General features: G+C 37.4%; 12 protein-coding genes and 1 pseudogene. 2 read left to right on the top strand and 11 right to left on the bottom strand.

Features of this window, described 5'->3' with window-relative positions:
- Positions 1-52 precede the first annotated feature (52 nt).
- Complete coding sequence (yeiL, locus tag ACTWP4_RS04115) at positions 53-721, bottom strand: transcriptional regulator YeiL (RefSeq protein ID WP_443127495.1); 669 nt, start codon at positions 719-721, stop codon at positions 53-55.
- 83 nt (positions 722-804) lie between these two features.
- On the opposite strand from yeiL, the gene ACTWP4_RS04110 reads away from it, so the two are divergent.
- The gene (locus ACTWP4_RS04110) at positions 805-1,974 is read left to right on the top strand and encodes an MFS transporter (protein WP_443127494.1); all 1,170 of its coding nucleotides are present in this window, start codon (positions 805-807) and stop codon (positions 1,972-1,974) included.
- A gap of 233 nt (positions 1,975-2,207) precedes the next feature.
- Here ACTWP4_RS04110 and ACTWP4_RS04105 read toward each other — a convergent pair whose 3' ends face one another.
- From ACTWP4_RS04105 to ACTWP4_RS04085, 5 genes and pseudogenes are all read right to left on the bottom strand, one after another.
- Positions 2,208-2,708 carry a DinB family protein gene (locus ACTWP4_RS04105; RefSeq protein ID WP_443127493.1) on the bottom strand — a complete coding sequence of 167 codons (501 nt, stop codon included), beginning with the start codon at positions 2,706-2,708 and terminating at the stop codon, positions 2,208-2,210.
- Between the two features lie 77 nt (positions 2,709-2,785).
- On the bottom strand, positions 2,786-3,700 hold the full coding sequence (locus ACTWP4_RS04100; RefSeq protein WP_443127492.1) for a helix-turn-helix transcriptional regulator: 915 nt from the start codon (positions 3,698-3,700) through the stop codon (positions 2,786-2,788).
- Positions 3,701-3,716: 16 nt separating this feature from the next.
- Positions 3,717-3,974 (bottom strand): annotated as a pseudogene (locus tag ACTWP4_RS04095) (YdeI/OmpD-associated family protein); the annotation flags it as partial.
- Positions 3,975-4,001: 27 nt separating this feature from the next.
- Positions 4,002-4,811, bottom strand: a complete 810-nt coding sequence (locus ACTWP4_RS04090) for a metallophosphoesterase (protein WP_443127491.1) — start codon at positions 4,809-4,811, stop codon at positions 4,002-4,004.
- A 111-nt stretch (positions 4,812-4,922) separates the two neighbouring features.
- Positions 4,923-5,813 carry a LysR family transcriptional regulator gene (locus ACTWP4_RS04085; protein WP_443127490.1) on the bottom strand — a complete coding sequence of 297 codons (891 nt, stop codon included), beginning with the start codon at positions 5,811-5,813 and terminating at the stop codon, positions 4,923-4,925.
- 127 nt (positions 5,814-5,940) lie between these two features.
- On the opposite strand from ACTWP4_RS04085, the gene ACTWP4_RS04080 reads away from it, so the two are divergent.
- Positions 5,941-6,594: a pyridoxine/pyridoxamine 5'-phosphate oxidase gene (locus ACTWP4_RS04080; RefSeq protein ID WP_443127489.1), complete on the top strand. Its 654-nt coding sequence runs from the start codon at positions 5,941-5,943 to the stop codon at positions 6,592-6,594.
- 349 nt (positions 6,595-6,943) lie between these two features.
- On the opposite strand, the gene ACTWP4_RS04075 is transcribed toward ACTWP4_RS04080, so the two are convergent.
- The 5 genes from ACTWP4_RS04075 to ACTWP4_RS04055 form a co-directional block, all read right to left on the bottom strand.
- A complete protein-coding gene (locus ACTWP4_RS04075; protein ID WP_443127488.1) occupies positions 6,944-7,498 on the bottom strand; it encodes an NADPH-dependent FMN reductase in 555 nt (184 codons plus the stop codon).
- A gap of 116 nt (positions 7,499-7,614) precedes the next feature.
- Positions 7,615-7,953 (bottom strand): antibiotic biosynthesis monooxygenase family protein, encoded by a 339-nt coding sequence (locus ACTWP4_RS04070; protein ID WP_443127487.1) that lies wholly within the window; start codon positions 7,951-7,953, stop codon positions 7,615-7,617.
- 115 nt (positions 7,954-8,068) lie between these two features.
- Positions 8,069-9,433, bottom strand: coding sequence for an MFS transporter (locus ACTWP4_RS04065; RefSeq protein WP_443127486.1), 1,365 nt, complete (start codon positions 9,431-9,433; stop codon positions 8,069-8,071).
- A gap of 92 nt (positions 9,434-9,525) precedes the next feature.
- A complete protein-coding gene (locus ACTWP4_RS04060) occupies positions 9,526-10,116 on the bottom strand; it encodes a TetR/AcrR family transcriptional regulator (RefSeq protein ID WP_443127485.1) in 591 nt (196 codons plus the stop codon).
- A 161-nt stretch (positions 10,117-10,277) separates the two neighbouring features.
- Entirely contained in the window at positions 10,278-14,285 is a 4,008-nt protein-coding gene (locus ACTWP4_RS04055; protein ID WP_443127484.1) for a LamG-like jellyroll fold domain-containing protein, read from the bottom strand.
- Between the last annotated feature and the right edge of the window lie 111 nt (positions 14,286-14,396).

Genomic DNA, 14,396 nt, shown 5'->3' with positions numbered 1-14,396 from the left:
TTAAGGCTAACACTATTTCAGCTGAAAACTGGTCTACACATCATACTGTTCTCTAATTCTTCAAAACCTCAGCCAGTTCATACAAAAAACTATACTGCTTAATTTGATAGTTCCGCCCTTCCTTTAGTAAGTATCCTTTTTCACAGAATTGGGCAAGCACATGCAACAAGTGCCTATAAGATACACCTAAATAATCACAGACTGTAACATGGCTCTCCTTATATATCCCTTCATCGGCCGTTTGCAAAATAAAATCTGCTAGCCTATTTTCCAGTGGGAATGCTAAGCTTTGCGTATACTTAGCCGCCATCTCTGTTGCTTTCACACTTAAAAATTTGGTTAATTCACGTAGAAATTTCGCATCTTCTAGCATTTGTTTGCGATAGTAATGAATAGGAAGAGCAAAACAAATCGTCTTCGTTGAAGCTTGAATACCTTTTGTATAATAGACATCATGTAATAATTCCATTTCACCAATATATTCATGGGCATTGATAAAATTAATTAAGGACACTTTCCCATTTTGATGGGTTATGTAAATCTTTGCTTTTCCCTTAATAACATAAAATAAAAAATCGGGTATCATGCCTTCTTGAATTATCCAATCATTACGTTGATATTCATGTACTTCAATACGATCCTCGACTGGAAAGGAAAATAAATGAGCAATAGAGTTCTTTTCCAAATAAATCTGCTTTTCCTTACCTTTATAAATTTCCATCCGTTCACCTCAGAATGTGAGATTTCTCATATTATTTGTCTCTTCCTCCATGATATCATGCAATCAATGAGGAGGATACATACGTGAACACACAACGATGGATGAGTATACATTTTTTTAGTTTCTTTTTAACATGGGGGATTTTTCTACCTTATTGGTCAGGCTGGATGATTCAAACAAAAGGGATATCGGTCTCTGAAGCTAGTTTGATCATGAGCTTAGGATTAATAGCAAGAGGACTTTCTACATTATTTGGTTTTCCATATTTATCAGGGAAAGTTAGCAGTAAAATATTATTAAAGATAATGGGAGTTGGTACATTAGTTGCTATTGTCTGTTACATACCAGCAAATTCGTTTGCTAGTTTACTAATCGCAACAATCGCCTTACACCTATTCTATCCAACTTTAATGCCTGCGTTGGATAGTGTCGCTGGTGTTCTTGTGCAAAGTAAACAATTACAACATTATGGACGAAGCAGGCAATGGGGTTCGATTGGTTTTGTCTCTGTCGGCATGGTTTTAACCATTTTTACAGGATGGTTGGGGGATGAAATCATTTTATGGGCACTACTACTCGGTGTAATCGGATTTGTAAGTCTTGATTTTATGCAAACACCTGCTATTTTATCGAAAAAGCCACCAGTAGACCAAACAAAAAACATAGGAATATTACAATTATTCCGTATCAAACACTTCAGCTTGGTACTGATTATTGTCATTCTATTACAAGCGGCACATGCTACGTATTACAATTACGGCTATATATTCTTACAAGAAATCCAGGCACCAACATACCTGATTGGTTTTATTATTAACATTGCCGTAATTGCAGAAATCATCTTCTTCTCCATTGCAGATAAAAAGTTTGATAAATTTTCAATTGGATCGTTACTGACAATCGCAGCAATCGGTTCATCTGTTCGTTGGATATTAGTTTTTACCTTTCCTAATGTGATTATTTTCTGTATAGCCCAAACGTTGCATGCATTATCGTTTGCAATGGCACATTATGCTTTTATGAAGTACTTAATCAAAAACATTCCACATCTACAGATACCAAAAGCACAAGGTGTTTATTCTGCATTGGCACTTAGCTGGAGCACTGCTGTATTCACTATTTTGGGAGGCTATTTATACGAGATCGAGCCGAGGTTATCGTTTATTGGAATGATTATTTGTACGATACCTGCCATGTTGCTTGCGCTTATATATCGAAGGTTGGAACATAGTGAGAGGGCTTTTAAATTCTAATACATTCGGAGCTTTTAACTGAAGTACCGAACATTACGGAATTTTGCACGCTAAGCGAATTTCAACATAAAAAAGTCGAATTCCTGTACGCTACAGGATCGACTTTTTAGGTTTGGCTTGTTACTCTATAGCTCAGTTAATTTGATTAAAGATCATTTATTTTAAAAATCAGATTTGACTATTTCATTGTATTCGCAGATATCAGCTATCATAATTTGCAAGTACTATTTGACCTAACTCTGATACCAATATAAAGCGAGGTCATTCATTGTCGAAGTGTACCCCTGTTGTCTTAACATAGTTGTTATGTTACCTCTATGATAAGTACCATGATTAGCAACATGAAATAAAATTTCTGAGTAAGCTGTTTCTCTAGCTCCTGTCCAAGGATTATTCAAATTAATTTTTTGTTCCAAATCATTTTGGCTATTCATCCATTCTTCATACTGTGAAGCTAGTTCTCCATAAGACTTAACAAATTCATCTACAGAATATACATTAGTCTTTTCTAAGAAAACCATAGAAGCTTCCAATGCTTCTTGCATCTCAATTCCTTTAAGTACTTGTAACCACGTCACATCTACCACATAGATGTGACTAAACGTTTTAGCAATAGTTGGATACGAACTACTAACCTCTTCATAAAGGACATTGCTTGGTAATTCTTTTATTCTTTCTAGTAACACCTTATTAGCCCAAATATGGTACTCATACATATTTCTTGCATGATTCATTTTACATCTACTCCTTAACTTCTTATTTTTTTAAGTTGATATTTGTATTATAAAAAAAGATATATGACAACATCTTGTCATACATCTTCATAAACTTTAATTATTTTTTTTGCCTCATCTATTAACATTGATTGCAGTTCTACAGGTTTTATAATTTTAGCCCCACTACCAAAGCTTAAAAGAATTGATTTTAGCCATCCTGCATGTAGAGGTTGATAAACAGAAATTGTAAATGTCATACTTCCATCACTGTTAATAACTTTTGAAGAATTCTGGAATTGGTCTAATACTTCTGCTAAGGAATTTGGATTAGCCCAGATTACTACATCTTCAAACCCTTCTAGCTTACAGTCTGAATAAGATGAACCACCTTTAATTTCGTGATTCTGTAGAAATTTTTCTTGTGTCAGAGTTATACTCATCATACGTGAAACTCTAAATTCTCTATAATTCTGACGTTCTCTGCAATAACCATATAAATACCAGTTACGGAACTTATAATGAAGGTGAATAGGTTCTAATTCACGTGATGTAAATTCATTTTTATTACTTACATAATCAAAGAGGATTACCCTTTGTTCATGTATAGCTTTTCTCAGATTCATTAATGAATTTGGTTCTGTTCTATGGCTTTCCAAGTCAACCAATAAAGTCTTATTGTTGCTATTTGAATCAAGTATTTTTAATCTATCTATAGTATGTTCAATTTCCTTATCTTCAAAAATACTCAATAAACTACTTAATACTGTGATTAGATTCAATATGTCATCAGAACCTATTAAGCTTTTATCAAATTTGTATCCTTCTATTATACCGAAACCTCCGTTAGTACCTTGGTAAGAAACGATTGGTATTCCAGCCGCACAAATAGCTTCGATGTCTCTATAAATTGTCCGCGATGATACTTGAAATTCATCAGCTAAACTAGAAGCTGACAAAATTTCATTATTTAGGAGCTTGAATATGATGGATATCAAACGTTCTAATTTCAATTCTCATTTCCTCTCCTCAATAATTAATTAAGCGGCCATTATCATTCCACTGACCATACATTCTATTTTTTCTTGTATTTTCAATAAACTTATCCAACCTTTATTAAAATACCCATTTCATTTCTATAACTTTGCATTGTATCAATTCTAATCCTCCTGTATAGTTCAGGAAAATTAATGAAGTTCTGATATAATTGATCATCTTCTTTCAGATGAGTTTCAAAGATTCAGGTCGCATATCGGGTAGAATTCTCAGTCCTTCTTCTTTCATCAAACACTGGCTTTTCCACATCTGTTCTCATTATAGATCGATCATGACAGATGCTTTATCCAATTCCTCAACGAAGTTGTTTCCTAACCAGTCGTTTACATACCCAAATGGTTGACATATAACCCTCTTTCCATGATGATCAACGACACCGTGGCGTTTATGTGTGTGCCCAAAAACAACATAGGCAACATTTTGATATCGATCTACCAACTCGCCAATTTGATTACTGCCCATATAAGCTTGACAAAAATTCATTTTATCGTCATCAGTGTGCCATGTTAGGAATTCTTTGTATGGAACGAAATGATTGATAAACATCACAGGATTATCTTTATGCTCATCCAGACGAAGTCGCCAATTGTTTATCATTTTGTTTAAAACTCCTTCATCATCCATTTCCCATCGTGCATAGAGAGCATCCTTCCAAACTTGTTTTTTCTCTTCTTTAAATTTGATGGGTGGAAAATGTTCTAATCCAAATGAATAATCGTACCATCCCATGTCGCCAATTACGGTATGCCTTCCAATTTGTATAGGTTTATTAAGATAACATGGGTGATTATACATTAAATCATAGCTGTTCCAAGAGTTCTCCTTATTATCCTTAGGTACCCACACATCGTGGTTTCCAGCTACAAAGTATACCTTCTTGTTAGTTTCATTTTGAATTCTTTCAACAAGTTGGATTGCGTCTAACGCATCACCTGCCAAATCACCGGCAATGAAAATCACATCACAGGACTTTTTATTCAACCAGTTAATAAATTCCGAAGTTACACTTCTTCCTAATAATTGTTCATTAATATCTAAATGTAAATCAGACATGATTAGAGCCTTCATTTAATATTCACCTCTATGATATGTGTTAGGAATAGTATAAAGGCTTTTTCAGTATAAAAATAATATATATTTTTATGCTATTAATAAATAATATTGATGATTCTGTTTCAGCTAGGGGTTTTCTAACTCATCTTTTATTAGTGAAATAAAGTTGGCTGTGGTCGTTAAATGTTCTTCATTACTCCTCGTACAAAGTCTTATCGGATGCTTAATAAATACATCTTTGACAAAAACTCTGGCAAGCCTATCGTTATGCAGGTCATTCTTCACTGCAAGTGCAGAAACTAGTGCAACACCGTAGCCTGCTTTTACAGCTTCAATAGACTCTCTCATCCCCTCGATTTGAAGGACGGATTCCGGCTCCTTGAGATTAGCTACTTCACATAATTTCATCACATTTCTTCTTGTGGCACTTCCTTTTTCACGTAAGATAAACGGTTCTCTCAAAAGCTCCTCGAGTGAAACTTCTAGTCCAGCTAATCGATGATCTTCGTGGACAATAAAAATAAGCTCATCGTCAAGAAGCGTGTGTGATTCAACACTTTCTCCCTGCTGTTCGCTATAAACGAAAGCTACATGTACCGAATAGTCTAGCAGCTGTTGAAAGGTCCAATCAGTGTTTCCTTTATAAAGTTGAACATCTACCAAAGGGTATTTTTGCTTAAACTTTACAATCCAATGTGGTACTACTGTACTCGCAGGTAGTTGAGTTGAACATATACGTAAACTTCCACGTTTCCCTGTTAAAAAATCATTCATCTTTGTTTCGATTTCGGCTTCGAGTGCAAAGAGACGTTTTGAATGAGTGGCAAGTAACTCACCCGCCTCTGTCAATTGTATGGAGCGTCCTTCAGAAGTAACCAACTTCATTCCCATTTCTTGTTCTAATTTACGGAGTTGTATTGTCACAGCAGGCTGGCTAACTAAGAGACTTTCTGCTGCGCGCGTAACGCTCCCATGCTTTGCTATTTGTGTAAAAATTCGTAATGCATGAAGATTCAACGTTCCGCCTCCTATCATAAATATTATTTATAATTTAAGTATAATTATATATTAGATTTATTAAATAATCTCCTTTATATTAATATAAGAGGCTACTATTCATATTCATAAAGAAAGGAGCAGAATCATGAAACAAACAAAGGATTTATTAAGAAACTTAAAATCATTAGCCGGTCCTTTTCCGGATTTTCATATAAAAGATTTACCGGAATACCCGTCAGATTTGTTCATGGAATGGTTATATGTTGCGATTGAGAAAGGTATTCATGAACCTCATGCAATGACTTTATCCACTGTTGACAAGGCAGGTGCTCCAGACGCCAGAGTATTAATTCTAAAAGATGTAATAAACAATGGATGGTACTTTGCAACATCGACCACAAGTAGAAAAGGAGAACAACTGAATTTTAACCCAAAAGTTGCTTTAACATTTTATTGGTCAGAAATCGGCAGACAGGTTCGGATACGTGGAGTAGCCACTGAAATGCCATCAGAGACAAGCTCAAATGATTTCTTGAAAAGGTCGAGTGGAGCAAGGGCAATGGCTTTAATTGGACACCAGAGTAAGGAAATGATGCAACGTGAGAATTTAGATGAAGCTTTATTAAAAACAAAGGAATTAGTAAAAGAAGTACCCGATATTATAAGCCCTACCTGGAAGTTATACGCAGTCTATGCAGAAGAAGTGGAATTCTGGCAAGGGGATCCAGAACGGAAACATATCAGGGTACAATATCAGCGTAAAGATGATTATTGGGTACATCGTTTGTTGTGGCCTTAATGAAACTTCCCTTTTAATTCAAAAAGTTATTAATACATCTCACCTGATCTAAACAGATCGCTGTTATACAAATTTCTTATTCTACAAAACTGGCTGATTGTTGAATGTAAAGAATCCATAGTACTAATATAATTTTATCAAAATTGATTATAATCATATTTCCTTTAAAATGATCAATCATTATTATAAATAATCAAAACCTATGAAAAGTGGGAGCATATCCTATTCTCGACTTGTACCTTTTTCTTGAATAATATTCTATTCAAAATTCCTTGTCTATTTGTGAACTATGTAAAGAACCACATCCTCATACAAAGAATGTGGCCACATTAATAATGATTGTTTAGGTTCACCGAAGAACGCTCAATGCACTACTCCAATTGATGACCTGATCAAGCATGGCATGAACTGATTTTTCTTGGAATGCAGCCGGCTTCAACTCGCTGAAATTCTCAAAATCGGTGAAGAGAGAAAGTCGAACCTGAGCACGTACGTCGGCAACTTCCAATTCAGCCATAATCATCCTAAGATTTTCAACTGCAGTCGTAGCCCCGGCAGCCCCGTATCCGACAAAACCGGCCGCTTTATTATTCCATTCCTTATACAAGAAATCAATAGCATTCTTAAGGGCAGGTGACGTTGCGTGATTATACTCTGGCGTGACGAAAATAAAACCATCAAAAGCATCTATTTTTTTGGACCAGGCCTTAGTATGTGGTTTCGTATACTCACCTGATGCTGCTCCCTTCGGTTCATCAAGCAGTGGCAAATCGTAGTCTGCAATGTCCACGATTTCGAATTCAGCATCACTACGTTGATTAGCTATCTCATATACCCAATGGGCAACAGTCTTGCCGTTGCGACCCGGACGTGTACTTCCAATAATAATGGCTATCTTACTCATGTTACATTCCTCCTATTAAAAATTGTGGAATCATGGGGAGTATACCCCTCAAGTAAACTCAAATATTTGGATATCTTCATTCAAACAGTTTTTTAGCGCTAAAACAAAATACCTCTTTACGAGCTTTCGATCACTCGTGCAACTTGAAAGAAATCAACCTTCGCAGTTCTTGCCCCACAGCGCTTAATAACTTCAGCGATTGACTCTTTTGCGATGTCAAAACCCGTTGCTGAAGAGCTTCTCATCCAGGATTCTTTTGACAGCCATTGACCATAGTTCACCACCTTTCGCCCATCATCACTCGCATGAAAACTCGCGGAAACAAATCCAGTAAGATGGGGAAAGTATTGTTCGACTTGATCAGTAATTCCATCAATCAATACCTGTTGGAATTGTGGTTCAACATCAAACTCAACCATCACTGTAAAAAATCGGTTTTCATCTATTGTCACCATTTTTTAATCCTCCTCAGATTATTTAAGTTATCGTTGCTACCACTTAGCGGCTGTTTCCCACTTTCAATGAATCATATTATGGGTTCTGCTCAGTCCTACTTGGTTTATAAGTCATTTAAAAATGCTTGCTTGATGCTTTCTGAAGCTGGAAATAGTAAAGCAATATAATACTTACAAGCAAAAGAGCAAGGAAGAGGTAAATATTACTGTAAACAAATCCGGCCGAGAACAAATTTGCGGGATTCCAGTTCACAACAGCCCCTAGATCAACTACCTTTCCATAAACGGCTCCTGCTACGCTTCCTGCCATAAAGTTCAACATGGAGAAAATACCCATGCCAACCCCAATCTGTTCATTCGGTAATGTTTGGGAAATCGTGTTCGACAGTGTAATGAGTATAAACGCTGCTCCGACATCACCAATGGTTAAAAAGACAGCGATAATAACCGGCGAACTTCCTACAAAGGAAGATAATAAAAGAAAGGCGATGAACATTAACACGGATGATAAGTAGAATAAGAATGGATTTCCTTTCACATCTGCTAATTCACCACCTTTTTTCCCGAGAATAGCAGCAATGACGGCTGCTGGAACCATCACCATGCCAATCAGTTGTGGGTCCAAATGATTGACGTCGGATAACAACAACGGACTAAGATAAACAAAGGAGAAACTGCTCCCACTGACAAGAAAAGTGATCACCAGCCCAAGAGCGTAACGTTTGTTTTGGAACAAACGAGCTTGAAAAAATGGTTCTGCTGCAGAACGAATGCGTACCATGAACAAGACGAACAAAGTCAGGCAGCCAATGGCAAGCATCCATTCTCCTTTCGTAACAGTCAAGAGCAATAGTGCGATTGCCCCGGCAAACAGCCCACCGCCAATCCAATCCACTTTGCTTCTACGCCTTTGTTCGTCCTCCAAATATTTACGGTAAAACGGCAATAGGAACAGCGTAAAAAGCGGTAGGCAGAACAACCATCGCCAATTAGCAATGCTGACAATTAAAACAGGAACAATAGGACCCAATACTCTTCCAAGCGCCAATCCAACTGCGACCATACCCAAAGCGCGACCGCGTCTCTCAGGCGGAAAATATCGGGTGGGGATGATCATAGCCATTGCCGGAATGACTGAAGCCCCCACAGCCTGTAAGATTCGACCAAGAAGCACCATCCAATATACTTGAGCGATTAGGCCAACTATTGAACCAAGTGAAAAAAAGATCAGGCCAAACGTTAATAAATTTTTAGGCTTGCAATTATCGGCCAACTTCCCATAGATGACCGCTCCGATTCCATAAATCAGCATATAGGCTGACGAAACCCAGCTCACTTGGGCAAAAGAAAGGTCAAGATCCTCGGCGATATCTGGCAGCACGATATTAAATACCGTTGCACTCATGACGGACAGGACAAGCGTGAACATCAAAATACGCATTAATTTTTCTCCAGTTTGTTGCTTTACCTCGTTCACCATTTTTTATTTCTCCTTTCCAGATAATAACTTTGTAATAATCCCTCACTTTTTTGACAGTCACCACTGACTGACATTAAGTCTTTAAAAAATAACTAGGGGGTTAAAGCCCTAGTAAATATCGAAATACTTTCTTCAATAAAGTCTTCAATCGAAAAAGCTTCAAGAATGGGATCATTGTTGATTCTCCCCGTGGCTGCACCATAATGCATATACAGGAAGACGACTGCCTGTCTTTCGGGATCTGTTTGTATGATTTTTCCCTTATTGTACATTTCTTCAAAGTAATCGGTTAAGAACTCTTTTAACTGTTGCGGGTGTTTGTGAGTAGATTCCTGAAAACCAGGAAGATTCTCACGCTCTCTTCCACTAATTTGGATAAGTTTTCGATTCTGATGCATGATTCGGTGGTAGTTTCGGCTAATCATCATCAAGTCTGTATGGAGATCCCATGTTATTTTCTTGTCAAAGAGATCTTTCATCTCTTCTGCATAATGATAACGATGAAAAGCTGATTCTAACAAATTTTGTTTGCTTTTAAAGTGTCTAAACAACGTTTTTTCACTAAAACCAGCTTTTGTTGCTATTTCTTCAGTCGTAACGCCGTTGTAGCCTCTTTCTGCCATAAGATCTATAGCAGCCGTCATAATTTTATCAGCAGTGTCCTGTTTTCTATTAGAATTCATTTGACCCTCGACCTCTCAAATTAATGTCAGTCATTAGTGACTGTCACCAGCATACAATATCATTTTTGAATTGTCAAGTTTCATTTGAAATTTTCAGACATGTTCTGCCTGAACAAAAAAACCCCCTGGCTCCTTGGCCAAGGGGTTCAAACACCATACCTTTAATTAGCAGTATTTTTTCTTTCTCTTACCGTTAAGAACAAACCTACACCGATGGCCATTAATAATAGCCCTAACGCCAACCAATTATATTGATTTGTAGCCGTGTCTGGTAAGGCTTCTCCATCGCCTTCTGCTTGATCATCATTGCCTGATGTACTTTCATCACCTGATTCACCGTCATTTTCTGATGAACCATCGTCTCCTGTACCATCTTCATTGTCTGATGGATCATCACCACTTGTTCCATCATCCGCTATTTCAAATACACCATAGATACTGAAGTGAGCTACATCTGCTGTTACTTCACCCGTTGAACTATCGACACTTCCTGGTATGATTTGCTCCTTTTGTTCGCCGTTATCATCAACATAGATAACTCTTAAATTATCCCAATTTGTAACTTTTTCTACGTCCACTTTAAATGTTAATGTTACAGGTGAATCAAAGCTGATCTCTTTACCACCAGACGTTAAAGTGAAATCATACAACTCACTTACTGCATTTGTATGTTTCGACTTAATTGTTTCCGATACCTCTCCTAATTCAAATACAATATCCTCTTTACCTTTGAGAATCGATACCGGAATTTTCACTTGAACGTTATCCTTTTGTAAGGCAATAAAAGCTGTTTCCTCTAACTGATCAATCACTTCTTTTTTGATAATGGTTTTCTTAGTGTCTACATTTGTTTGATAAACATTATTAACTTTCTCTAATTCATCTACATTACTAACAACTTTGTCTTCAACTTCTTGTCCCTCGTCTTCTGATGAACCATCTTCTTCATTTTCGTCTTCATGATCTGATGAATCATCATCTCCATCTGTTCCTGGAGCTTTAACACTAGTGTAGTAATCATTTACTTCACTAGCCGTAAGTACCTTATTACCGTAGATCTGTAAATCATCCATCAACCCATTATATGGCGTATCCCAATAGTTTACACCTAGTCCAAAGACACCATCTGTAGTTGTAAATATATCTGGGAAGTCTGTGCCCGTAAAGGCCTCTTCACCATTTACATAGACCGTAATTTCGCCATTATCGACCGTAAAAGCTACATGTGTCCATTGATTGGTTGGTATTTGTGATTCGGAAGTGGCATCATACCACGTTTCGCTTCCTGACCAAAGCATGGTATTTCCAGCCCCTGGTCCAGACGGTACAAGGCTGATCCAATTATTTTGATCTCTACTACCAAAGAATGTTGTGGTATACTGCGTTATTTCTATTGGATTTAGCCACACAGATACAGAATAATTATTGCTTGCAATTAATCCATTCGGTAAAAGAACACCTGATTCACCATTAAATACAGCCGCTTGTCCATCTATACCTTGCTGATAGGAAATTTCTCCACCTGTATTATTAATGGAATTACCCGTTATCGTTCCAGCACCGGTATTACCTGTTGCATCTTCTAAATTATCTTCAAAGCGATAATGTGCTGTTAAACCATCAGGACTTTGATAAAGAGCCTGAACTTCTTCTGCTGGAAGTACTACTCCATCATAGACGCGAACCTCATCCATTAAACCTTTAAACGGTGTATCCCAAAAGTTTACACCTAAACTAAATTGTGCATCTACCGTTGTAAAGACATCAGGGAAATTAGTATCAGAGAATTTCTCTTCCCCATTAATATATACTTTTGCTTCTCCTTCATTTACAGTAAAAGCGAAGTGTGTCCACTCTCCTGTAGGAATAATGGAATCGGATGTTGCATCATACCAGTCATCACCGTTATGGGACCATACCTTAGTAACGTTTTGTGCATTAGGTACAAGGCTGATCCAATTATTTTCCGTTCTAGCACCAAAAAATGTTGTAGTAAATTCCGTTATTTCTTCTGGTTTCATCCATAGAGAAATAGAATATTGATCACTAGCAATTAAACCATCAGCCAACTTCAATCCAGATTTGCCATCGAATTTGGCAGCCTGTCCAACGATACCGTCAGCAAAGGTAATCTCGCCGCCGGTATTATGAATACGATTTCCAGTAACAGTAGCATCTTCTTGATTACCAGAGCGATCTGACAATCCGTCACTAAAATCATAAAAGGCTGATAGACCACCTTGCTCCTCTGCTGGAACTGTTACGGTTACCGTTAGCGTTTCGGTAATCTCTCCTAAAGCGATCGTTGCTGTCAATTCTACATTGGCATCTTCCGAACCAAATGTCGGTCTATTAACAACTCCTTCCGTTGATATAACTTCTGGATGAGAAGACTCCCACGTAATTTCCGTTCCCTGTGTTGCCAATGTCTGTAAAGTAATGTCTGAAATCGCCTGTTCTGGAAGGCTTTCATTTAATTCTTGTTTAATACCATCTACCACTTCTTGATCGGGTTTACTTTCTACATGACTTCCCCAGATCACAACACCTTCACTTGACATTGCACTAAACGTCATGACCCACTTGTCAGATGTAGGATCATATTGGCGAAGAAACACACCATCGTATGTTGCGCCATCCACTGTCAATTCAACTCTGTAATTATCATATAGCTTCCATGTACCAGTGACAGCACCTGTAACAGTATGGTCTTCATTTAATTTGACCCAAGTTGATTCTGTTAACTCACCAGTAATTTCCTTACCATGATTTATATATTTATAGTCCCCTGTTACAGCTGATTCTGAAACCGCTTCTATTTCTTCGCCAGCATAGTGATATGGTGTTGGTACTGGCCATTGGTCACTATTTTTAAATGTTTGGTGTACACGAACTTGATGCATTTCCCCTTCTTTAGGAAAGCGTGTATGTGTAACAATAAACTCTTTGCCAAGTTCATCATCAATTAAATAAGAGTTGTGGCCTGGCGCCATATATCCAGTACCGATTCCTGAACCTTCTTCACCAAGGTCTCTCTTAAACAGGAAGTTCCCCATCATTTTATTACCTATTTCTTTATGATCATCATTCCCTGGGAAATTACCTACACCTAAATTAAAGCTTTCAGGAAAAACAGCTTCGTTTCCTGCAGCATCTACATAAGGACCTTTAATGTTTTTTGATCTAAACTGTCGCATTTGATAGCCGCCATCAGAAGCTAGTCCACCATACGTAATATAAAGGTAATAATAATCGGTCTCCTCATCATAAACCGCATACGTTCCCTCACCTGATCTTCCATATCCACCAGCAATCTTCGTACCATAATATCGATCAATCATTCTACCATCAGAAGTTTCTCCATCTTCTCCAGGGTAGATCGGTGTACCAGTTTCTTTATCCAACTCTAAAATGAATGTACCACCTGACCACGAACCATAGGTCATATATAGGTCACCATTCTCATCATAGAGAATATTCGCATCAATTGCATTGGTATATAGCGCATTGTTGAAGTTACCTTCTTCGGTAAACCAGTCTGGATTGACTTCACCAATAGTCCCCTCATCAATAAGGTTAGAGATATTGGTATTTTTCCAATGTTTGTTCACATCACTATTATTGTCATAGCTTTCATAATTCGTGAAACCAGAATATATAACAGTGTCGGTATACTCAAATGGACCTTCGATATCTTTTGATACTGCTATACCGATAGCCGAGCGAATATAAGTAGAGGAAACACTATAATATAGCATATAAGCACCTGTTGAACCATCTTCCCAAACATAGTCTTTGTTCCAGAAGATATCTGGTGCCCATACCGCATAGCCCCCTGAACTATCAGCATCATCTTCCCCTGCCCATTTAAATGACTCTGCTAGATTAGAAGATAAGTCACCATAGATAGGGTTATTTTCAGGAGTTTGGTATTCTCGATCCACTATAGAATTCCAGTTACTTAAATTCGTTGATTTAGCAACCGCTATATGTGAACCAAACACGTAATAAGTACCATCTTTAGCTTTAATAATGGATGGGTCATGAACAGAAGCACGGTCAAATTCTTTAGTTTCTGTATTCGTTTGCTCTTCACCGAGCACAGTACTCGGTATGACGAACAACAATAAAAGGCCAATCATTGCTATTCTTTTTATAAAACGTATCATTATTGCTCTTCTCCTTTCGCTCACCTTTTGTAAGCGTGGTCATTTTTCTTAAAATATTTCGAAATTGCTATTACCTTGATGTTAGGGCACTCTTTGCATTACTCCAACATC

The sequence above is a fragment of the Gracilibacillus sp. D59 genome (assembly GCF_052246695.1).
Lineage (GTDB): Bacteria > Bacillota > Bacilli > Bacillales > Amphibacillaceae > Gracilibacillus.
This window is presented reverse-complemented; position numbering and strand designations above follow the sequence as displayed.

What these genes read in the sequence shown, in the direction of transcription:
- yeiL (WP_443127495.1), bottom strand. Translation starts at nt 721, where the DNA reads ATGGAAATTTATAAAGGTAAGGAAAAGCAGATTTATTTGGAAAAGAAC.
- ACTWP4_RS04105 (WP_443127493.1), bottom strand. Translation starts at nt 2,708, where the DNA reads ATGAATCATGCAAGAAATATGTATGAGTACCATATTTGGGCTAATAAG.
- ACTWP4_RS04090 (WP_443127491.1), bottom strand. Translation starts at nt 4,811, where the DNA reads ATGAAGGCTCTAATCATGTCTGATTTACATTTAGATATTAATGAACAA.
- ACTWP4_RS04080 (WP_443127489.1), top strand. Translation starts at nt 5,941, where the DNA reads ATGAAACAAACAAAGGATTTATTAAGAAACTTAAAATCATTAGCCGGT.
- ACTWP4_RS04075 (WP_443127488.1), bottom strand. Translation starts at nt 7,498, where the DNA reads ATGAGTAAGATAGCCATTATTATTGGAAGTACACGTCCGGGTCGCAAC.
- ACTWP4_RS04070 (WP_443127487.1), bottom strand. Translation starts at nt 7,953, where the DNA reads ATGGTGACAATAGATGAAAACCGATTTTTTACAGTGATGGTTGAGTTT.
- ACTWP4_RS04065 (WP_443127486.1), bottom strand. Translation starts at nt 9,433, where the DNA reads ATGGTGAACGAGGTAAAGCAACAAACTGGAGAAAAATTAATGCGTATT.
- ACTWP4_RS04060 (WP_443127485.1), bottom strand. Translation starts at nt 10,116, where the DNA reads ATGAATTCTAATAGAAAACAGGACACTGCTGATAAAATTATGACGGCT.
- ACTWP4_RS04055 (WP_443127484.1), bottom strand. Translation starts at nt 14,285, where the DNA reads ATGATACGTTTTATAAAAAGAATAGCAATGATTGGCCTTTTATTGTTG.